Annotated in this window: 23 protein-coding genes and 2 pseudogenes; 24 read left to right on the top strand and 1 reads right to left on the bottom strand. The window is 67.6% G+C overall.

Features of this window, described 5'->3' with window-relative positions; translation table 11 throughout:
* The first annotated feature begins 35 nt into the window (after positions 1 to 35).
* The 11 genes and pseudogenes from BQ7388_RS05365 to BQ7388_RS11525 all read left to right on the top strand — a co-directional run bounded on the left by BQ7388_RS05365 (position 36) and on the right by BQ7388_RS11525 (position 8,880).
* Complete coding sequence (locus BQ7388_RS05365; RefSeq protein WP_200781435.1) at positions 36 to 833, top strand: dihydroorotate dehydrogenase electron transfer subunit; 798 nt, start codon at positions 36 to 38, stop codon at positions 831 to 833.
* Positions 827 to 1,753 carry a dihydroorotate dehydrogenase gene (locus tag BQ7388_RS05360; protein WP_062531005.1) on the top strand — a complete coding sequence of 309 codons (927 nt, stop codon included), beginning with the start codon at positions 827 to 829 and terminating at the stop codon, positions 1,751 to 1,753. Before BQ7388_RS05365 ends, BQ7388_RS05360 begins: the two co-directional genes overlap by 7 nt.
* Positions 1,747 to 2,100, top strand: a pseudogene (locus BQ7388_RS05355) (orotidine 5'-phosphate decarboxylase / HUMPS family protein); the annotation flags it as partial. The gene BQ7388_RS05360 and the pseudogene BQ7388_RS05355, both read left to right, overlap by 7 nt.
* A gap of 2 nt (positions 2,101 to 2,102) precedes the next feature.
* Positions 2,103 to 3,164 (top strand): annotated as a pseudogene (gene thiI, locus BQ7388_RS05350) (tRNA uracil 4-sulfurtransferase ThiI); the annotation flags it as partial.
* Between the two features lie 261 nt (positions 3,165 to 3,425).
* Positions 3,426 to 3,989, top strand: coding sequence for a ComEA family DNA-binding protein (locus tag BQ7388_RS05345; protein ID WP_062531010.1), 564 nt, complete (start codon positions 3,426 to 3,428; stop codon positions 3,987 to 3,989).
* A complete protein-coding gene (locus BQ7388_RS05340; protein ID WP_083558277.1) occupies positions 3,976 to 5,565 on the top strand; it encodes a ComEC/Rec2 family competence protein in 1,590 nt (529 codons plus the stop codon). Before BQ7388_RS05345 ends, BQ7388_RS05340 begins: the two co-directional genes overlap by 14 nt.
* 9 nt (positions 5,566 to 5,574) lie before the next feature.
* A complete protein-coding gene (gene holA / locus BQ7388_RS13470; protein WP_456319911.1) occupies positions 5,575 to 6,240 on the top strand; it encodes a DNA polymerase III subunit delta in 666 nt (221 codons plus the stop codon).
* Positions 6,237 to 6,698 (top strand): DNA polymerase III subunit delta, encoded by a 462-nt coding sequence (locus BQ7388_RS11940; protein WP_072499930.1) that lies wholly within the window; start codon positions 6,237 to 6,239, stop codon positions 6,696 to 6,698. The genes holA and BQ7388_RS11940 overlap by 4 nt, the downstream gene beginning before the upstream one ends.
* Before the next feature lie 93 nt (positions 6,699 to 6,791).
* Positions 6,792 to 7,547: a NifB/NifX family molybdenum-iron cluster-binding protein gene (locus BQ7388_RS05325; protein WP_072499929.1), complete on the top strand. Its 756-nt coding sequence runs from the start codon at positions 6,792 to 6,794 to the stop codon at positions 7,545 to 7,547.
* Between the two features lie 99 nt (positions 7,548 to 7,646).
* On the top strand, positions 7,647 to 8,126 hold the full coding sequence (locus BQ7388_RS11530) for a hypothetical protein (RefSeq protein ID WP_083558276.1): 480 nt from the start codon (positions 7,647 to 7,649) through the stop codon (positions 8,124 to 8,126).
* Between the two features lies 1 nt (position 8,127).
* Positions 8,128 to 8,880 (top strand): hypothetical protein, encoded by a 753-nt coding sequence (locus tag BQ7388_RS11525; protein ID WP_083558275.1) that lies wholly within the window; start codon positions 8,128 to 8,130, stop codon positions 8,878 to 8,880.
* 150 nt (positions 8,881 to 9,030) lie between these two features.
* Here the strand turns inward: BQ7388_RS11525 and rpsT are convergent, their stop codons facing one another.
* Positions 9,031 to 9,294: a 30S ribosomal protein S20 gene (rpsT, locus tag BQ7388_RS05315; protein WP_009279285.1), complete on the bottom strand. Its 264-nt coding sequence runs from the start codon at positions 9,292 to 9,294 to the stop codon at positions 9,031 to 9,033.
* Between the two features lie 138 nt (positions 9,295 to 9,432).
* Here rpsT and lepA point away from each other — a divergent pair, with 138 nt between their 5' ends.
* From lepA to BQ7388_RS12950, 13 genes are all read left to right on the top strand, one after another.
* On the top strand, positions 9,433 to 11,244 hold the full coding sequence (gene lepA, locus BQ7388_RS05310) for a translation elongation factor 4 (RefSeq protein WP_072499928.1): 1,812 nt from the start codon (positions 9,433 to 9,435) through the stop codon (positions 11,242 to 11,244).
* The gene (locus tag BQ7388_RS05305; protein WP_072499927.1) at positions 11,241 to 12,338 is read left to right on the top strand and encodes a tRNA dihydrouridine synthase; all 1,098 of its coding nucleotides are present in this window, start codon (positions 11,241 to 11,243) and stop codon (positions 12,336 to 12,338) included. Before lepA ends, BQ7388_RS05305 begins: the two co-directional genes overlap by 4 nt.
* Positions 12,298 to 13,290 carry a coproporphyrinogen-III oxidase family protein gene (locus BQ7388_RS13355; RefSeq protein ID WP_072499926.1) on the top strand — a complete coding sequence of 331 codons (993 nt, stop codon included), beginning with the start codon at positions 12,298 to 12,300 and terminating at the stop codon, positions 13,288 to 13,290. Before BQ7388_RS05305 ends, BQ7388_RS13355 begins: the two co-directional genes overlap by 41 nt.
* A 127-nt stretch (positions 13,291 to 13,417) precedes the next feature.
* Complete coding sequence (mihF, locus tag BQ7388_RS05295; RefSeq protein ID WP_009279294.1) at positions 13,418 to 13,726, top strand: integration host factor, actinobacterial type; 309 nt, start codon at positions 13,418 to 13,420, stop codon at positions 13,724 to 13,726.
* Entirely contained in the window at positions 13,726 to 14,319 is a 594-nt protein-coding gene (gmk, locus tag BQ7388_RS05290; protein ID WP_009279293.1) for a guanylate kinase, read from the top strand. Before mihF ends, gmk begins: the two co-directional genes overlap by 1 nt.
* Positions 14,306 to 14,599, top strand: a complete 294-nt coding sequence (locus tag BQ7388_RS05285; RefSeq protein WP_009279292.1) for a DNA-directed RNA polymerase subunit omega — start codon at positions 14,306 to 14,308, stop codon at positions 14,597 to 14,599. Before gmk ends, BQ7388_RS05285 begins: the two co-directional genes overlap by 14 nt.
* Positions 14,600 to 14,603: 4 nt before the next feature.
* Positions 14,604 to 14,969: a THUMP domain-containing protein gene (locus tag BQ7388_RS05280; RefSeq protein WP_072499925.1), complete on the top strand. Its 366-nt coding sequence runs from the start codon at positions 14,604 to 14,606 to the stop codon at positions 14,967 to 14,969.
* Entirely contained in the window at positions 14,921 to 15,865 is a 945-nt protein-coding gene (locus BQ7388_RS05275; protein WP_234946868.1) for an RluA family pseudouridine synthase, read from the top strand. The genes BQ7388_RS05280 and BQ7388_RS05275 overlap by 49 nt, the downstream gene beginning before the upstream one ends.
* 25 nt (positions 15,866 to 15,890) lie before the next feature.
* Entirely contained in the window at positions 15,891 to 17,180 is a 1,290-nt protein-coding gene (locus BQ7388_RS05270; RefSeq protein WP_009279394.1) for a glycosyltransferase family 2 protein, read from the top strand.
* 96 nt (positions 17,181 to 17,276) lie between these two features.
* Positions 17,277 to 18,794, top strand: a complete 1,518-nt coding sequence (locus BQ7388_RS05265) for an IMP dehydrogenase (protein WP_009279393.1) — start codon at positions 17,277 to 17,279, stop codon at positions 18,792 to 18,794.
* A 158-nt stretch (positions 18,795 to 18,952) separates the two neighbouring features.
* Positions 18,953 to 19,255, top strand: coding sequence for an AbrB/MazE/SpoVT family DNA-binding domain-containing protein (locus BQ7388_RS05260; RefSeq protein WP_009279392.1), 303 nt, complete (start codon positions 18,953 to 18,955; stop codon positions 19,253 to 19,255).
* Positions 19,252 to 19,584: a type II toxin-antitoxin system PemK/MazF family toxin gene (locus tag BQ7388_RS05255; protein WP_072499924.1), complete on the top strand. Its 333-nt coding sequence runs from the start codon at positions 19,252 to 19,254 to the stop codon at positions 19,582 to 19,584. The genes BQ7388_RS05260 and BQ7388_RS05255 overlap by 4 nt, the downstream gene beginning before the upstream one ends.
* A gap of 243 nt (positions 19,585 to 19,827) precedes the next feature.
* Positions 19,828 to 20,146, top strand: a 319-nt coding sequence (locus BQ7388_RS12950; protein ID WP_234946867.1) for a hypothetical protein, incomplete at its 3' end; no start/stop codon positions are given.

Genomic DNA, 20,146 nt, shown 5'->3' with positions numbered 1-20,146 from the left:
TCGGGGCGCCTCCCCTCGTAGCGGGGAGTAGCGAGTTGATTCCTAGCTCTGGCGTGGGGCTGCACGAGTTCGAGGTCGTCTCGAACGAGGAGGTCGCTACCTCCACCTGGCGGCTCGTCCTGCGCGCGCCCGCCCTGGCGGGCTCCATTCGGCCCGGCCAGTTCATGAACCTCGAGGTTCCGGGGGACCCCAGCCACCCCCTGAGGATCCCCCTCTCGTTCGCTTCGGCCGACGCCGTCGCAGGGACGGTCGATCTGGTCTATGCGGTGGTGGGCGAGGGGACGGAGCGCCTTTCGCACATGGCTCCCGGGCAGCGCTCGACGGCCGTGGGGCCAAGCGGCCATGGCTGGAGGCTGCCGGAGTCCGTGCCCGTCCGCGTCCTCCTCGTCGCGGGCGGCGTGGGCGCCCCTCCCATAGTCGCCGCCGCGGGCATGCTCGCCGGGGCAGGGGTCCCCTTCGACGCCGTCCTGGGCGCGCAGACCGCCTCCAGGCTCTGGGGAGAGGAGCGGCTCTCGTCCCTTGGCGCCGGGACGGTGCTCGTCACCACTGACGACGGGAGCCGGGGCATCAAGGGCTTCACGACCGACGCCATGTCCCGCCTTCTGGGGGAGAGGGACTACGGCCTCGTCATGAGCTGCGGGCCACAGCCCATGATGGCCGGCGTGGCAAGGCTCGCGCGCTCGGCGGGCATCGCCTGCCAGGTCTCGACGGAGCGGATGATGGGCTGCGGGTTCGGCGCCTGCAACAGCTGCAACGTGACCATGGCGGCAGGGGGCTACCGCTCCTGCTGCAGCGACGGGCCCGTCTTCGACGCGGAGGAGCTGGCATGGTGAGCGAACCCAGGATGGCCGTCGACCTTGGCGGGATCAGGATGAAGAACCCCGTCAACACCGCCTCGGGGACCTTTGGCTACGGCTGGCAGTTCGAGGGATTCTTTGACGTGTCACTGCTCGGCGCCATAACGACGAAGGGCTGCTCCGCCGTCCCCTGGGACGGCAACCCCGCGCCGCGCCTGGCGGAGGTCGACTCGGGCATCCTGAACTCGGTGGGGCTCCAGAACCCGGGCATCCCCGCCTTCGTCGAACAGGCCGGGGAGTACCTCCAGGGCCTGCGCGACCGCGGCTGCCAGGTCATCTGTCAGGTCGCTGGTCACTCGCTCGGCGAGTACGCCCGCGCCGTGGAGCTCTATGACGAGCTGGCTCCCTTCGCCTCAGGGCTCGAGATAAACATCAGCTGCCCCAACGTGAGCCAGGGGGGTGCGGCCATGGGCGCCACGCCACAGGCCGCCGCCGAGGTCATGAGGGCCGTACGCGACCGCACGAAGCTTCCCCTGGTGGTGAAGATGGCCCCCCATGACGTGTCCGAGATCGCCCGCGCGCTCGAGGCGGAGGGCGCGGACGCGCTCTCGCTCATCAACACGATCCCCGCGATGGCGATAGACGTCCGCAGCCGCAGGAGCCGCCTCTCGCGGCCCACGGCAGGCATGTCCGGCGCCGCCATACACCCCATAGCCGTGCGCATGGTGTGGGAGGCCCACAAGGCCGTGGGCCTCCCCCTCGTGGGCATCGGGGGCGTGCGAACGGGCGAGGATGCCGCGGAGCTCATCCTGGCGGGTGCCACGAGCGTCGCCGTGGGGACCGCAAACCTCACCGACCCAAGCTCTGCGCCCAGGATCCTGGCGGAGCTGACCGACTGGGTCCGCGACCAGGGGGTCGCGGACGTCAACGACCTGATTGGAGCCGTGGAATGCTAAGCGAGTCAGAGGCGCGCGAGAGCGTCATCGTCGCACTGGACTGCGACCGCAAGGAGGCCCTGCGGCTTGCCGGCCAGCTCGAGGGCAGGGCCCGCTGGGTCAAGGTGGGCATGACGCTCTTCTATGCCGAGGGGCCCTCCATCGTCCGCGAGATGGGGGAGAGGGGGCTCAGGGTCTTCCTGGACCTCAAGCTGCATGACATCCCCTTCCAGGTCTTCGGGGCCGCGCGCTCCGCCTCGCTCAGTGGGGCCGACATGCTCTCGATCCACGCGCTGGGGTCCGCGCAGATGGTGAGCCAGGCCAGGGCGGGCGTGGAGAGGGCCGCCGAGGAGTGCGGGAGAGACAGGANGTGGCGAGGGCCGTCTCCCGCGTTCCTGGCGTGGCGCGCGTCTCGCTCGCCTACGTCTGCGCGCTCGACAGCGACGAGTTCAGCGCGGCGGCGGTGAGGGCGCTGCATGAGGCGGGGGACTTCCAGAGCTTCAAGGTGCACGCGCGCCGCTCGTCGACCACCTATGAGCTCCACACGCTCGAGCTCAACCGTCTCGTCGGCTCCGTCCTCTGCGACGAGTTCCCCGACAAGAGGGTGGACGTGCACCATCCCGACGTGACCGTCTACGTCTACGTGGTGCAGGGCTGCGTCTATGTCTATGCGGCCTCCATGCCGGGCGTGGGGGGGCTTCCCGTCGGCACGGCGGGCAAGGTGGTCACCCTGCTCTCGAGCGGCTTCGACTCTCCCGTCGCGACCTGGATGGTGGGCCGCCGGGGCGCCGTCTGCGTCCCCGTGCACTTCTCGGGCCGTCCCATGACCGCGGACACCAGCGAATGGCTCTGCCAGGACATCGTCCAGGCGCTCGAGCCCTCCGGCATGGTGGGGAGGATGTACGTCGTGCCCTTCGGGGAGCGCCAGAGGGAGATCTCGCTCGCGGTGCCCCAGGGCCTGCGCATCATCACCTACCGGCGCGTCATGTTCGCCGTGTCCGAGCGCATCGCGCGGCTCGAGGGTGCCAAGGCGCTCGTGACGGGCGAGTCCCTAGGCCAGGTCGCCTCGCAGACGCTCGACAACATCGCCGCGGTCAACGAGATGGTGGGCCTGCCCGTCCTGCGCCCCCTCATCGGTTCCGACAAGCAGGAGATAATGCGCCGCGCCGAGGAGATCGGGACTTACGACATAAGCAGCCAGTCCGCCGACGACTGCTGCACCCTCTTCATGCCGCGCCGTCCCGAGACCCACGCCCGCATGGACGAGGTTCATGCCGCCTGGGACTCCTTCGACCACGACGCCATGATCGACGAGCTGGTCGAGAAGGCCGAGTACGTCGACTTCGACCAGTGCCCGTCCTACAGGCCTCCCAGGGGCCTCAGGGCGAGGCACTCGAGCCTGGCCCCGATCGAGCCTGACCGGAACGCATAGAAACCCCAGCTGACGCCCTAGATGCTTGCAGCTGCCTGCAAGTATGCCGCCAGCCAGCTGCAAGCCCAGTTTTATTCCCCGCCGCTTCGCCCCGCCCCCGCCTCCAAGATGGGGGCGGGGGTGGTCTCTTTGGCACAAAGGGGATTTGGCGGCGGAAGGAAGGGCGGGTCGATCGCGAGGTTGGGGCTCGCGCCGTCGCGAGGTACGATCGCGGCGTGCGCGCTCGCCTGTCTCCTCGCGGCAGGCGTCGGCGCCTGGGGTATGGGAGGGCGGGCATCCCAGGGAGAGGCCGCCACGGTTGACGTCGCGGCCGAGGGCGTGCCTGGGGCAGACCCGGAGGAGGCCGCCGAGGGAGGCGCCGCAGTCCAGGAGGCGCCCGAACCGGCTGCGGTGCTGGTGCACGTTGACGGGGCCGTCGCGCGTCCGGGGCTCGTCGAGCTGAGGAAGCGCAGCCCGCGCGCCAACGATGCCGTGGAGGCAGCCGGGGGGCTTCTCGACGACGCCGACTGCACGAGCCTCAACCTCGCGGCCGAGGTGAGGGATGGCGAGAAGATACACGTTCCCCACGAGGGCGAGGCCGCTGGGTCGGTCGGGACCGCGTCCGTCATTCCGACCGGTGGTCGCACCGAGGGCCAGCTCGTGAACCTCAACACGGCGGACGTGGCCGCGCTTCAGTCGCTTCCGGGCGTGGGCTCCGCGACAGCCAGGGCCATCGTCGAGGACCGAGAGGCTCATGGCGACTTCGCGAGCGTGGACGACCTCGCGCGCGTGTCGGGCATAGGGCAGAAGAAGCTCGAGAGGATCAGGGACCATGCCTGCGTCTAGGGCGCGGGCGGGGGAGGGGATGCCGCGCCCGCAGATTCCCACGAGCGCCCACCTGCTGGTTGCGTGCGTCCTCGTCGAGCGCGCCGTGCTGGGTGGCCGCCTGCCGTCCCCGCCTCCCTCCCACGTCACTGCGCTCGTCGTCGCGTCATGCGCGATGGTCGTCTTGGCCGCCTCGTCGGCCACTGTTGGGGACGGACTGCGCCTGCCCGTCGCAGGCGTCATCCTCACCCTGGCCCTGTCCACGTCCCTCGCCTGGGCGCTCTCGGGCCTCCTTGCCCGGGGGATGGGGCTCTGCGAGGCGGAGCTCGGTCGCGTCGCGGGGTCGAGCTGCACCCTGCTCGTGGAGTCGGACTCCGTGTGCAGGCGGGGGAGCCACTCTTGTCGTGCGAGCGTGAAGCTGCCTTCGGGCAGGAGCTGCCGCGTCTGGCTGCGCTCGCCCCAGAGGGTTTGGATGGGGGAGCTGCTTCGCTGCAGCACGCGCTGGTCGCCCCTCGACCAGGACGGCTTTGGCGCGAGCTCCAGGATGCAGGGGGCCGTTGGGAGCCTGCGGATCGTGTCCATCTCCTCCAGGTCCTGGCAGCCGGGCCCCTTGGGTCGGCTCAGGGCCTGGCGCTCGGACAGGTTGGAGGGGCTTTTCGCCCAACCCACCGACTCGGCGGCATGGATCGCGGGCGTCGCCCTCGGCAGTCCCGCGCTGGCGTGCGAGAGGGGCATGGGCGAGAGGCTCTCCCGCTGCGGGCTGTCGCACCTCCTGGCGGTCTCCGGCAGCCATCTGGCCATCGCCACCTCCATCGCCTGCACGCTCCTCCTCCGCCTCGACATGCCGCTTGCGCCCCGTCTCGCGGCCTCCCTCTCCCTGGGGATGGCGCTCGTGCTGCTCTGTGGCGCGCCACCGTCCGCCGTGAGGGCACTTCTCATGTCCGCCTCGGCCTCTGGCTCGGAGCTCCTGGGAAGGCGCGGACATGCGCTGTCGTCCCTCTGCCTCGTCGGGTTGGTGATGGCGCTCCTCGACCCCTCGCTCTCCGGGAGCCTGGGCTTCCTGCTCTCGCTCGTCTCAGTTGCGGGGCTCTGCCTCCTTTCCTGGCCGACGTCCCAGGCCCTGCGCCGGGCCCTGGGACGTCTTGCGCCCCCATGGGGCATGGGGCGCCGTCGCCTGCCCCGGCCGCTTTCCAAGCTCTCGTCCGTCACCCTCGACCTCGCGTCGGCCAGCCTCGTCGCCCAGGTTTCGACCCTGCCCCTGTGCAGCTCCGCGTTCGGGACGCTCTCGCTGGTTGCCCCCCTCTCAAACCTCCTGGCGGTCGTCCCCTTCACCCTCGGGCTCGCCACGGGCCTCCCCGGGCTCCTGCTCGAGGGTCTGCTACCCTGGGCCCGACTCCCCCTGGACGTGTCCCGATGCTGCTTCGAGCTGCTTTCCGCTCTGGTGGGCGCACTCTCCGCCCTTCCCCTCGCCGCCGTGGGACTTCCGGATTGGGGAGGGGTCGAGCCCCTCCTTTGGTCGGGCCTGGTCGCATTGGCCCTCGTCCGGTCATGCGTCCGCATGGAAGAGGACGACCACCGTGGTCGCCATGTGTCATAGTGGTCTGACGTGCAGAAGGGGGTCGTCTTGACAGGAAAGGCATCGGGGGCTCTTCTCCCCGCATATCTGGCGGTGGGCAGCAACTCCGTCAAGGCCGGGCGCGTCGTCGAAAGGCTCCGCGCGCGCCTCGACGACGGACTCGCGGCCTTCAACCTCGACGAGCGGGAGTCGGCTGCCGTGAGCGAGCCGGGTGAGCTCCTCGCCTCCCTCAACACGCTGCCCGTCGGCCCTGGCCAGCGCCTTGTCATCATCCACGGGGCGGACAAGCTTGCCAAGCCCTGCTCGGAGGCGATCGTCGGGTACCTCCAGAACCCCAATCCCGGTTGCGTCCTCNCCCCCGAAGGCCCCCCCCGCCTCTACAAGGCCGTGGCGGCGGTGGGCAGGGATGCCGTGATCGACTGCGGCGGAAAGAAGGCCTGGCAGCTCCCGGCGGAGGTCCGCCGGCTCGCCCAGCGCCGGGGGATGTCAATCGACGAGTCCGCCGCCCGCGAGCTCGTCGACCGCGTTGGCGAGTCGATCGCCCTGATAGACGGCCAGCTCAAGACCCTGAGCGAGCTCTGCCGGGCAAGCGGCTCCATCACGCGTGCGGACGTGGTGGAGCACGTCGCCCGGACGGCGGAGGTGAAGCCCTGGGACTTCCTTGACGCCGTCTGCNCGCCCGGACGGCGGAGGTGAAGCCCTGGGACTTCCTTGACGCCGTCTGCGACAGGGGCGCCGGAAGGGCCCTCTCGGTGTACGCGCTCATGCCCGCGAACTCCGAGGTCAGGCTCGTCTCGCTCCTCGCCGCGCGCCTGCGGGAGCTCGTCTGCGCCCGCTCGCTCATGCGCCGTGGCACCATCGCGGGCCTGGGCGGCGAACTCCTCGCCTATGACTCGATCGCGGCGACTCCCGCGGTGAGGCGCAAGGGGTCGAAGAGGCCAGCGAAGCCCCGCGCGAAGCAGGATTGGCAGCTCAAGAACCACCAGAGGTGGGCCGGTTCGTTTGGCGATGGTGAGCTGGAGCGCGCGCTTGTGCTCTGTGGGGGCGCGGATGCCGCCCTGAAGGGCGGCGCCGACCCACGCAGCTGCGTCAGCTCCCTCATCCTGGGCGTATGTGGCGCGGCTCCATCGCGTCACGGGAGCCTCCCGTGCTGACCTGCCCTCTCTAAATCTTTTGACATATTCCAACATCTCATCCCAAGAAGCCCTATACTACTTGCTGACATTTGCCATTAAGTAGGAGGTCCCATGCTGGGAAGGCGACCCAAGGTCAGGGAGGTGGGCCTGGTGCCCGAATACCTCCGCTTCGCACCGGACGGGGTGGCGCACGAGCGCGTGCTCGAGCTGGCCCTCGACGAGCTCGAGGCCATTCGGCTCATCGACCTCTTGGGGCTGGACCAGCAGGGGGCGGCGTCGCGCATGGGTGTGGCCCGCTCCACCGTCGCCAGCATCTATGACCGGGCGCGGAAGAAGGTCGCGGACTTTCTCGTGAATGGCGGGGAGCTGGTGGTGGGAGGCGGAAACGTCCGCCTCCGCCCCGGCATGGACGCCCGGGACGGGTCCTGGGCGCTTGAGAAGGGAGAGCGAACCATGAGGATTGCGGTCACCTATGAGGACGGGAAGGTCTTCCAGCACTTCGGGAGGACGGAGCAGTTCAAGGTGTACGAGGTCGAGGGAGGCAAGGTCACCTCGTCCCGGGTGCTGGGGTCCAACGGCGTGGGCCACGGCGCTCTGGCGGGGCTGCTCTCCGAGGGAGGGGTCGACCTCCTCGTCTGTGGCGGCATCGGCGGTGGGGCCCAGGCTGCCCTGGCCCGCGCGGGCATAGAGGTGTACCCCGGGCAGGAGGGCGATGCGGACGCGGCGGTGGACGCGTACCTTTCCGGACGGCTCGTGAAGCTCGAGTCTGCCACCTGTGACCACCACGACCACGAGCACGGCCATGGTTGCGGCAGCCACGAGGGCGATTGCGGAGGGCACGACCACGAGGGCGGCTGCTGCCATTGAGGTTCGCGAGGCGGCCGCGCCCCGGAGTCAACGCGCACATCCCGCGTAGCCGCGCGCTTGTTGGTTGCCACGTCGAGGACTGGAGGTTGGACTAACCCGATGAGAGACATCGCCATCGGTTTCGTGACTGGTCGGAAGAGCTTTCGTAACGTTCTGAAGACCTTTGCCTGCCACTGGAGGGGCCTGATCAGGGAACACCCCGTAGGCATTCACCTGATCGTTGCCTACGACCTGGAGTACAACCACACGAGCGTGGACGACTACGTCAACCTCCAGGACGAGATCAGGGACACGTTCCGGTCAGTCTCCTTCATTGGGCCCGAGTCGGTACGAGGCATGTGCGAGGACCTTTGTGGCGGAGGGGCCTTGGAGGAGAGGGAGGCACGGCAGCTCTTCGGCAGGGGCTATGCGGGCAAGAGGAACGTGGTCCTGTACGAGGCCATACGCAGGGGCATGGATGCGCTCCTCTTCCTGGATGACGACGAGTACCCCCCTTGCCGTGACGAGTCGGGATGGGCTCGCGTACTGGTGCGGCCAAGACGTCTTCCGAGAGCACGTCAAGGCGCTCGGCACGTTTGACGTGACCAACGGGTACCACTGCGGCTACGTCTCGCCCATACCCCACATGGGCTTCACGGACGACTTCACGGAGGACGACTTCAGGGTCTTCGCCGACGCCGTCAGCAACGACATCCTCAACTGGGACGGCATGTCGGCCGTGATGAGGAACGGTGGGGTGACCTACGCGGATGACGGGGCGCTCGCGGAGCCAAGGGTGACGGCCCTCGAGCGCGGGAGGACGGACGGGCTCCCGATCTCTGGGTCGAACCTCGGCATCAGGCTGACGGATCGCACGCGCACGGTCCCGTTCTTCAATCCGAGCGGGGCGAGGGGAGAGGACGCCTTCTTTGCGGCGGCGTTGGGTGACCAGAAGGTCGCGCGCGTGCCGGTCTACACCTTCCACGACGGCTTCATGCGGTATTCGGGCCTCCTGCAGGGGAACCTCCCCCTGCGCCTGGGGCGCGTCGAGGCCACGGATCCGAGGGTCGTGGAGAGGTTCTACAAGGCCTGCCTCGGGTGGATCCGCTACAAGCCGCTGCTGATGTGGCTTGCGGGGCGGGACGACTTCGATTCCAGGGCGCGGAGGGTGAGCGGGGAGCTAAGATACCTCGCCCCAAGGATGGAGAGGCGCTTTCACCTCCCGTTTGGCCAGGTTGCCAGGGAGTTCTCCCGCTTCTCCAGACGCGTGGCGCTCGACGAGGAGAACTACGAGGCGAACCTGGCCGCCTGGGAAAAGCTCATGCGGGCGACCGTCGTCCATGGGCGTCCCTAGGCCCCCACGCGACCCGGTCGCGCTTTCGGGATGGAGCCCGACATGTCTTGAGGGGGCAGCTCGGCAGGTTTGGTCCGCCGACATAAATTAGACGGACCCAGAACTCAGCTCCGGGCCCGTCGACGTTACGACGATTTGAGGGGAAGCGGCCTACTTCAGGGTGTTGACCAGCTTCTGGACGCCGCTCTTGCGGTCGGCGGCCTGGTTCTTGTGGATGATGCCCTTGGAGGCAGCCTTGTCGAGGAGACGACCGGCCTTGTTGGCGGCGTCCTGGGCGACGGTGGCGTCACCCTCCTCGACGGCAGCGCGAACCTTCTTGACGGCGGTCTTCAGCTCGGAGCGGACCGCCTTGTTGCGGACGCGGGCCTTCTCGGCGGTGATGATGCGCTTCTTCTGAGACTTGATGTTAGCCACGTGCGGTTCCTTTCAGTACTTATCCCTGAGGCCTCTGAACTTAATGAGGTGAAGGACGTGGGGAATCCGACACCTGACACGGCGAGGTCAACCAGCGCAGTATAGCACTCCACCAGCCTTTGGGATAATATCATCCGCATGACTACCAACGATACCTCACATATCCGCAACTTCTCGATCGTCGCTCACATCGACCACGGCAAGTCGACCATCTCGGACCGCATCCTCGAGTTCACCCACACGGTCGAGCAGAGGGACCTCGCCTCCCAGATGCTCGACTCCATGGACATCGAGCGGGAGCGCGGGATCACCATCAAGTCCAATGCCGTCCGCGTCATGTACGAGGCGGACGACGGGGGGACCTACCAGTTCAACCTCATCGACACGCCTGGTCACGTGGACTTCACCTACGAGGTCTCGCGCTCGCTCGCCGCCTGCGAGGGGGCCGTCCTCGTGGTGGACGCCACGCAGGGGGTCGAGGCGCAGACCGTCTCGAACGCAAGCCTCGCCATGAACGCCAACCTGGACATCGTCCCCGCGATCAACAAGATCGACCTCCCTTCGGCCCATCCCGAGGAGGTCAAGGCCGAGATCGAGGACGAGCTCGCCATTCCCGCGGAGGACAGCGTGCTCGTCTCGGGCAAGACCGGAGAGGGCATCCATGAGCTGCTCGAGGCCATCGTGTACCTCGTCTCTCCCCCCAAGGGCGACCCGGACGGCCCGCTCAAGGCGCTCATCCTGGACTCCTACTTCGACGAGTATCGCGGCGTCATCGCCACCGTGCGCGTCTTCGACGGGTCGGTGCGCAAGGGCCAGCAGCTCAAGATGATGGCCCTTGGCGACTCCTTCACCTGCTACGGCGTCGGCGTCAAGCGCCCGCTCGAGACCCCGCTCGACCAGCTTGGGGTGGGCGAGGTGGGCTACGTGGTGACGGGCCTCAAGGAGCCCGGGCTGGTCAAGACCGGCGACACCATCACCGAGGAGGCCAGGCCCTGCGCCGAGCCCTGCCCGGGCTACCACGAGGCGAAGCCCATGGTCTACACGGGGCTCTTCCCCATAGACAACAAGCAGTACGAGAACCTCCGCGACGCCCTCGAGAAGCTCCAGGTGAACGACCCCTCGCTCGTCTGGTCCCCCGAGACCAGCGTGGCCCTGGGCTTCGGCTTCCGGGTGGGCTTCCTGGGACTCCTGCACATGGAGGTTGTGAAGGAGCGCCTGGAGCGCGAGTTCGGGCTCGACCTCATAGCTACCTCGCCCTCCGTCAACTACCACGTGTTCACGACCGACGGCGAGATGGTCGAGCTCACGAGCCCCCAGGACCTGCCGGACGTCACGCGCATAGACCGCATCGAGGAGCCCTACCTCAACGCCAAGGTCATCGTGCCCCCCGAGTACATGGGCGCGGTCATGCAGCTCGCCATAGACCACCGCGGGGTCACGAGGGACATGGTCTACCTCAGCGAGAAGTCCGTCGAGATGCACTTCGACATCCCCCTCGCCGAGCTCATCCTGGACTTCTTCGACCAGCTCAAGAGCCGCACCAAGGGCTATGCGTCACTTGACTACGAGTTCGCGGACTATCGCGAGTCACCGCTCGTGAAGCTCGACATCCTGCTCGCGGGCGACGAGGTGGACGCGCTCTCGTTCATCGTGCACCGCGACAAGGCCTACGCCCTGGCGCGTGGCCTCTGCGACCGCCTGAAGGAGATAATCCCGCGGCAGCAGTTCGAGGTGCCCATCCAGGGTGCCATCGGCAACAAGATCATCAGCCGCTCCACCGTGCGTGCCGTGCGCAAGGACGTCCTGGCAAAGTGCTACGGCGGCGACATCTCGCGCAAGCGCAAGCTCCTCGAGAAGCAGAAGGAGGGCAAGAAGCGCATGAAGTCCATCGGCTCGGTCGAGGTGCCGCAGGAGGCGTTCCTCGCCGTGCTCAAGGTGGACGACGAGTGACGTCCGCGGCCAGGGGCCAGGGGACGCTTCGGATCCTCGAGGGCCTCGCCACGCCAGCCGGGCTCAGGCTTCCTGACGCCCGTCCCGTGCCGCGGGCGGACGTGCGGGCGCGTCTGGCGCAGAACCCCTTCCTCGTGGCGCCCATGGCCGGCGTCACCGACGGCGCCTACCGCCTCATGGCGAGGGCGGGCGGGGCCTCCCTCGCCTACACCGAGATGGTCTCGGTCGCCGGCATACACTTCGGCGGCCAGAAGACCTGGGACCTCGTCCTGCCCGCCGAGGGGGAGCCCGATGTCGCCGTGCAGCTCTTCGGGTCGAAGCCCGAGCAGTTCCGCGAGGCCGCCCTCGAGGTGGCCGAGCGCCTGGGGCCGCGCCTCGCCCTCATAGACGTCAACATGGCCTGTCCCGTGCCCAAGGTGACCCGCAAGGGGGAGGGGTCCGCCCTCATGGACGACCCCTCCCTCGCGGCCAGGATCGTCGGAGCCTGCCTCGAGCAGGGTCAGGTGCCCGTCACCTGCAAGATTCGCCGCGGCCGACGCGACGGGGAGGAGCAGGCGCCCGAGTTCGCCCGCGCGCTCGAGGCCGCCGGGGCAGCCGCCATCGCGGTCCACGGAAGGAGCGCGAGCCAGCTCTACCGCGGTCGCGCCGACTGGGGCGTCGTGCGCCGGGTCGCCGGGGCAGTCGACGTGCCCGTCATAGGCTCGGGTGACGTGGAGGACGCTGGGGCGGCGCTGCGGATGCTCGAGGAGACGGGCGCCGCGGGCGTGATGGTGGCCCGCGGGAGCTACGGCAACCCCTGGGTCTTCTCGTCCGCGCTGGCCCTCGCGTCGGGCGAGAAGCCTGCGGCGCCCACCCTCTCCCAGCGCCTCGCGGCCTTCGAATGCCACGTGAGACTCCTCGACGCCACCGGCGGCCACCTCGCCCGCGCCCGCAGCCTTGCCGGTTGGTACCTGAAGGGGCTCCCTCACGCCGCCGCCTGGCGGGACGGCGCCATGCGCTGCGTGAGCCTGGACGACTACCTCGGGCTCCTCGCCAGGGTGAGGGCATTCGCGGGTGGGGACGCCGCGGGCCGGGAGGACGTCCGCCGTGGGTGACGGTCCCTCGCCCAACGCCTGGGAGGGCCGCCTCCACGCCACGGCGGCAGAGGCCCTCTACCTCCACCTGCCCTTCTGCGAGAGCAAGTGCGCCTACTGCGACTTCGCCTCCTGGGTCACCCGGGAGGGCGACCCCCTCATGGGCGCCTACGCCCGCGCCCTCGGCTCCCAGGTCCGCGAGCTCAAGGGGGCGGGGCTCCTCTCCTCCTGCAGGACGGCCTACCTGGGAGGGGGCACGCCCAGCCTCCTCGGCACGGACGGGCTGTCGGACCTCGTGCGCGCCGTCGCCTCGACGACGGCGGCAGAGCTGAGTGTGGAGGCTAACCCGGAGTCCCTTGCCGAGGGGATGGCCGGCGCGCTCGCCGAGGCGGGGGCGACGCGCGTCTCCCTGGGGGTCCAGAGCCTCGACGACGGGGAGCTTCGCCTCCTGGGACGCGCGCACGACGCAAGGACGGCCCTTCGGGCGCTGGGGGACGCCGTCTCGAGCGGGCTCGACGTCTCCTGCGACCTCATGTGCGCCATCCCCCGTCAGACGTCCGAGAGCTGGGCCAGGAGCCTCCGGGGCGTGCTGGGCGAGGGGGTCGGGCACGTGAGCGTCTACCCCCTCGCCATCGAGGACGGGACGGCCTTCGGCAGGGCCGTGGACGAGGGGCTCATGGACGAGCCGGAAGACGGGCTCGCCGCGGAGCTCATGGAGGAGGCGGAGCGGATCCTGGGGGAGGCGGGCCTCTCCCGCTACGAGGTGGCGAGCTATGCCCGGCCAGGGCGCGCCTGCGCGCANCCGCCGCGGCGATTGCGGCCGGCGCCTCGAAGCTCGTGGTGGGCCGCCCCGTCACGCAGGCGGGAGACCCCGTGGCCACCTTCGAGTCCATCGTTTCCGAGCTCTGCGAGGGCTAGGCGCCCTTCGGTTGCGGTCGATTCGGGGCCATTTTGTGTAGAAGAATGGCCTTGAAGAACAAAGCTGCAGTTGTAGACTTGTAAAATACCTAGTCAATTGGCAAACTATGGGCTTGCGCCGACGGCTCGTACTTGCCGTGACGTATGGATCACGACGTATTTTTCCGATGTTTGGAGGAACCATGGCACTACCTCAGCTTACCGACGAGCAGCGCAAGGCCGCACTCGAGAAGGCCGCTGCCGCTCGCCACGAGCGCGCTGAGCTCCGCGACAAGATCAAGAGGGGTGACATCACCCTCGAGGAGGTTCTTAACTCCGAGGATCCCATCGCCAGCCGCCTGAAGGTCTCCGCCCTCATCGAGTCCCTTCCCGGCTACGGCAAGGCCAAGGCCACCAAGATCATGGACGAGCTGGGCATCTCCGCCACCCGTCGCGTCAAGGGCTTGGGTGCTCGCCAGCGTGAGCAGCTCATCGAGGTGCTCTCCAAGTAGTGCCTAGGACCCCACGACTCTTCGTCATTTCCGGACCGTCAGGAGCGGGGAAGGGTACGCTGCTCTCGCAGGTGCTGAGGCAGCGTCCCGACCTGGGCCTGACGGTCTCGGCTACCACGAGGAACCCACGCCCCGGCGAGGTGGACGGCGTCTCGTACCACTTCCTCGGCGAGGACGAGTTCTCGCGCCTCGTCGCGGAGGGCGCCTTCCTCGAGTGGGCGAACGTCCACGGGCATCGCTATGGGACGCTGAGAAGCGAGGTGGACGACCGTCTCGCCCGCGGAAGCTCGGTGGTGCTCGAGATAGACCCACAGGGAGCCTTCAACGTGCGGCGCATCTATCCTGATGCCGTGCTCGTCTTCATCGAGCCCCCCTCCATGGAGCTCCTCGAGCAGAGGCTCCGCGCCCGTGGCACCGAGGACGAGGCCTCCATAGGGCTGCGACTCTCCAACGCCAGGCTCGAGATGACGCGTGCGCACGAGTACGATGCGCGCGTCGTCAACGACGAGCTCGAGGCAGCGGCGGCCCGCCTCGCGGACACGATCGATTCATTCGAGAAAAACGGAGGGAACTCCCAAGATGGCAGTGACTAAGCCCGAGATCGACACCCTGCTCGACCAGACCGAGCAGAACCCCTTCCTCCTCTGCGCCGTCGCGTCCAAGCGCGCCTGCGACATCAACAACATGGTGCGCGGCCAGCACCTGCGCGTGACGGCCATCCAGGAGTTCGACGACATCACGCCCGTCATCTCCGGGGAGGACCCCGTCTCCATCGCCATGTCCGAGATCGAGGACGGCACCCTGAGCTTCGTCAAGGACGAGTTCGACAACCAGATCAAGGGCTCCAACGCCCAGGTCGAGCACAACCTCTAAGCGCATGCCGAGAAGAGTCTGCTTCGTCCATTACCACGAGATCGGCCTCAAGGGGAAGAACCGCTCGACCTTCGAGAACCAGCTCGTGAGGAACCTGCGCCGCGCCCTCAGGGACTGGCCCGTCGGTTCCGTCAGGCGCATCTCCGGCCACATCCTGGTCTCGCTCGAGGGTCGCGACGCCGACGAGGAGGTGGCGAGGGCCGTCTCCCGCGTTCCTGGCGTGGCGCGCGTCTCGCTCGCCTACGTCTGCGCGCTCGACAGCGACGAGTTCAGCGCGGCGGCGGTGAGGGCGCTGCATGAGGCGGGGGGCTTCCCGGGCGCATGCCCAGCCGCTCCGCCTGCGCGCACCTCGTCGAGGGTGGCTCCGTGACCATCAACGGCACCCTCGCCACCAGCAAGAGCGAGCGCGTCCTCCTGGGCGACCGCGTCCAGGCGAGCGTCCCCGAGCCCGAGCCTGCCCCGGGCTCCCTGACCCCCAACCCCGAGATACCCCTCGATGTCCGCTTCGAGGACGACTACCTCATCGTCCTCTCCAAGCAGGCGGGCCTCGTCTGCCATCCCAGCCCGGGACACGTGGACGACACACTGGCAAACGCCCTCGTCGCCCACTGCGGCATCTCTCGCCTGGGAACCCTGCAAGGGGACGACCGTCCCGGCATCGTGCACCGCCTTGACATGGACACCTCGGGGCTCATGGTCGCCGCAAAGGACGACACGACCCAGAAGGCGCTCCAGGACCTCATCCGCATGCGCGTGCTCGACCGTCGCTACGTCACGCTCGTCCAGGGCTACGTGGCCCCCGAGCAGGGCACCGTCACCACCGGCATCGCCCGCTCCACCCGAGATCGCCTGCGCATGGCGGTCTCGGACGACCCCATGGCGCGCGAGGCGATCACGACTTTCACCACCCTGGAGCGCTTCGAGGCGAGGCGCTTCGACGATGGTTACAGCCTCCTCGAGTGCCACCTCTACACCGGGCGCACCCACCAGATTCGCGTGCACATGCGCCACCTGGGCCACCAGGTCGTGGGCGACCAGCTCTACGGCCGCGGGGACGACCGGCAGAACCGGGGTCTCAGGCGCCAGTTCCTGCACTCCTGGCACATCCGCTTCGACCATCCCGCTACGGGCCAGACCATCGAGCTCGCCGACCGCCTGCCATCGGACCTCCTGGCTGTACTAGAATCTTTGAAGGGAAGCTCGATGGGTCGCACCGAGGCAGGGGAGAGGATCTGCCCCCAGCTGGGCATGGGCGACCTCTCGTAGCGCGCACACGAGGAGAGGTAGGGCCGTGTTCAACAGGTTGGGACTCACGCCGATAGTCATCTTCAACGGCATCATCTGGCTGTTCTTCACGCTCGCCTACTTCTACCAGCTGGTCTACATCATCCGCGTGATGCTGCGCGGCACGGTCGTGCTGCCGAAGGCGAAGCGGAACCACAGCTACGCCTTCGTGATCGCCGCCCACAACGAGGAGCCGGTCATCGGCAACTTGGTGCGTTCCATCCTCACCCAGGAGTATGACGGGATTATAGACTGCTTCGTCGTGGCGGACGCCTGCACCGACTCCACCGCGGACGAGGCGCGCAAGGCCGGCGCCATCACCTGGGAGCGCAACGACCTCGTGCGCAAGGGCAAGAGCTGGGTGCTCGACTACGCCTTCGACCGCATTCTCGACGAGTACGGGGAAAAGTACGAGGCCTTCTTCGTGATGGACGCGGACAACATCATCGCGCCCGACTACGTCCAGGTCATGAACCAGGCCTTCGACGCCGGCTACCTGGTCTGCACCAGCTACCGCAACTCCAAGAACTTCGACTCCAGCTGGATCAGCTCGGCGTACGCTCTCTGGTTCCTGCGCGAGGCGAAGTTCCTCAACAACGCCCGCATGATGCTGGGCACGAGCTGTGCCATCTCGGGATCGGGTTGGCTCGTCGCCGCGAGCATCATCCGCGGCATGCACGGCTGGAACTTCCACACCCTGACGGAGGACATCCAGTTCTCGACCTTCTGCTGCGCGCACGGCATCCAGATTGGCTACGCTCCCGCGGAGTTCTTCGACGAGCAGCCCCTCACCTTCAAGGCGTCCTGGATTCAGCGCATGCGCTGGACAAAGGGTTTCTACCAGGTGTTCTTCTCGTACAACAGGAACCTGCTCCATGGCATAGGCAAGGGGCAGTTCGCCTCGTATGACATGCTCATGACGGTTGCCCCGGGCATGATCCTGACGCTCCTCTCCGCCTTCGTGAACGCGTCCTATCTAATCGTAGGCTACCTGAGCCACGGCTTCATCGCCACCGATGGCGAGCTGGCCATGTGCGTGGGCTCGCTCATCATGACCTTCGCCTCTATGTACGTGGTGTTCTTCATCCTCGCCGTCATCACCACGATCAGCGAGCGCAAGCACATCCACGCCAAGAAGAAGTGGCGCATCTTCACCAACCTCTTCACCTTCCCGCTCTTCATGATGTCCTACATCCCCATCACGGTCGCGGCCCTGTTCAAGAAGGTCGAGTGGGTCCCCACGAAGCATGACATCGCGGTCAACTTCGACGATGTCATGGGGGAGGGCGCGAGGTAGCCCGAGCCTGTGCCGGATGCTAGAATCGACCACAACTTAGTCTGCAAGATGCGCCACGGCCCAGGTCGTGGCGCATCGCGAAGAAAGGGGAGCTGCATGGCAACGTTCTTCGAGGGAGAGTCCCACACCTTCTCCGAGTATCTTCTGGTTCCCGGCTACTCCTCCCACGAGAACGTCCCGGCGAACGTCTCGCTCGAGACGCCCCTCGTCAAGTTCAGGCGCGGCGAGGAGCCTGCCATCAAGATGAACATCCCCATGGTCTCGGCCATCATGCAGGCCGTCTCCGGCCCGCGCCTGGCCGTCGCCCTCGCCCAGCAGGGCGGCATCTCGTTCATCTACGGCTCGCAGACCCCCGAGGACGAGGCCGCCATGGTCCGCGAGGTCAAGACCTACAAGGCCGGCTTCGTCGTGTCCGACTCCACGCTCACGCCCGACATGACCCTGGCCGACGTGCTCGAGCTCCGCGACCGCACGGGTCACACCACCATGCCCGTGACCGAGGACGGCAGCCCCCATGGCAGGTTCTGCGGCATCGTGACCAGCCGCGACTACCGCGTGTCGCGCGACGACCGCGGCAAGCTCGTCAGCGAGTTCATGACCCCCGCCGCCGAGTGCGTGACGGCGGACACCACGGTGCCCCTCAAGGTCTGCAACGACATCATCTGGGACAACAAGGTCAACACCCTTCCCATCGTGGACAAGGACGGGAACCTCTCGTCCCTCGTCTTCCGCAAGGACTACGACTCCCACAAGTCGCGCCCCGACGAGCTCCTCGACGAGCACAAGCGCTATATCGTGGGCGCCGGCATCAACACCCGCGACTATGCGACCCGCGTGCCCCTGCTGGTGGAGGCCGGTGCCGACGTGCTCTGCATCGACTCCTCCGAGGGCTACTCCGAGTGGCAGAAGCTGACCCTGGACTGGGTGCGCGAGCATTACGGCGACTCCGTCAAGGTCGGCGCGGGCAACGTGGTCGACGCCGAGGGCTTCCGCTACCTGGCGGACTGCGGGGCCGACTTCGTCAAGGTGGGCATCGGTGGCGGCTCGATCTGCATCACTCGCGAGCAGAAGGGCATCGGCCGTGGCCAGGCCTCCGCGCTCATCGACGTTTGCCGCGCCCGCGACGAGTACTTCGAGGAGACGGGCGTCTACGTGCCCGTGTGCTCCGACGGCGGCATCGTGTACGACTACCACATGACGCTTGCCCTGGCCATGGGTGCCGACTTCCTGATGCTGGGCCGTTACTTCGCCCGCTTCGACGAGTCGCCCACGCGCAGGCTCAACGTAAACGGCTCCTACGTCAAGGAGTACTGGGGTGAGGGGTCTGCCCGCGCCCGCAACTGGGCTCGCTATGACCTCGGGGGAGAGAAGAAGGCCCTCTCGTTCGTCGAGGGCGTCGACTCCTATGTCCCCTATGCGGGCCCGCTCAAGGACAACGTCGAGAACTCCCTCACCAAGGTTCGCTCCACCATGTGCAACTGCGGGGCTCTCAACCTTCCCGAGCTGCGCGACAAGGCCAAGATCACCCTGGTCTCGGCCACCTCGCTGGTCGAGGGCGGCGCGCACGACGTCATGCTGAAGGACTCAAACTCAGACATGAACTTCCGCTCGTAAGAGGCGGCGCCCGCGACGAGCCAACCTCGTCTCGGTCGAGGCCATGCGACTTTGGGCGAGAGGTCCCCGGCACGAAGCCGGCGGGCCTCTCGCCTTGTTTTGGCTGCTGGACGTTGGGTATGATATGTAGAAGAATATCCATATCAGGGGGTGGAAGGATGAATGCCGTCGCCACGATGGAAGGCACTACGAAGCTCGGTCGTTGGGGCGGCTCACGGGCGGTGCGCATACCCAAGCCGATGTGCGACCTGCTTGGGGTCGATGTCGGAGCGACGCTTGACGCCGTCGGTGGGTCGGATGAGGAGGGACCATTCATCACCCTCAGACCCCTTGGTCCCCACCGTTCGTACGGTGACGCCCCCTATCAGAGCATAGAGAGCCTCTTTAGGGGCTACGAAGGAAGTGAGCCGAGCCCAGAGCCCGACTGGGGGGATGACGTCGGGGCGGAGGTGGTGGAGTGACGCCGCTCGAGCAGGGCGACCTCGTCGAGGTGAGCTTCACCCCGGCAGTGGGACATGAGCCTGCGAAGTCCAGGCCTGCCGTGGTTCTGAGCACCTATGGCTTCAACTGCAGGTCGAACCTGGTTGTGGTTGCGCCAGTCACCAGTACGAACAACGGCTATCCCTTGCACGTCCCGTTGAGCACGGGGCTGGTACGGGGTTACGTTCAGGTGGAGGCCCTGCGTTGCCTCGACCTCGAGCGCCGTGGATACGAGCTGCTCGGCGTCGTGCCTGAAGCCACCATGACCCGCGTGATGTCCCACGTGCGCTCGATATTTGACCTCAGGTAGGTGCCTGCCGCAGCCGGTTTGCAGGTTGCCCGGCCTACGACAGCGTTCCTTCGGGTGGCAGTGGCTTCGTTGCCGTCCCTCCCCGCCCGATTGGCCTGCCTGCGTTCGGTCGGGCTTGCGGCCTTGTCGGACGGACCCCCTGGGTTTCGCACGAGTTTTTTTGCCGCCGGGTCCCTCTGTTCCATCCGGTGGAGATAAAATTACTCTGTATGAAATTTAGTATATAAAAGCAAAGGAGTGAGAATGTCCACAAGGAGCTCTCGGGAGCTGGGCCTGGGAAGGCGGTCCCTCGTCACTGCGCTCACGCTCGCCCTGGCACTGCAGGGATTCCCCGCGGTCCCGGGCTATGCCGAACCGGCATCGGGCGCCGCCGCCGCATCGACCTCTGAGCCTGTGTCCGACGGGCAGGACGTTCCTGACGGGACGGCAGCGTCAGCAACATCGGGAGACGCTGGCGCCGAAGGCGTCGAGGCTGCCGACGCCGCTCCTGCTGACGAGGAGGCGAGTCCCTCCGCTTCTGCTGAAGCGACGGCCGCCGAAGCACCCGCCCTCGCCGCGGCAC

Origin of the sequence: Olsenella phocaeensis (assembly GCF_900120385.1) — a bacterium.
Taxonomy (GTDB): Bacteria; Actinomycetota; Coriobacteriia; order Coriobacteriales; family Atopobiaceae; genus Olsenella_I; species Olsenella_I phocaeensis.
Note: the sequence above shows the minus strand (reverse complement) of the source record. Positions and strands in the feature narration are given on the sequence as shown.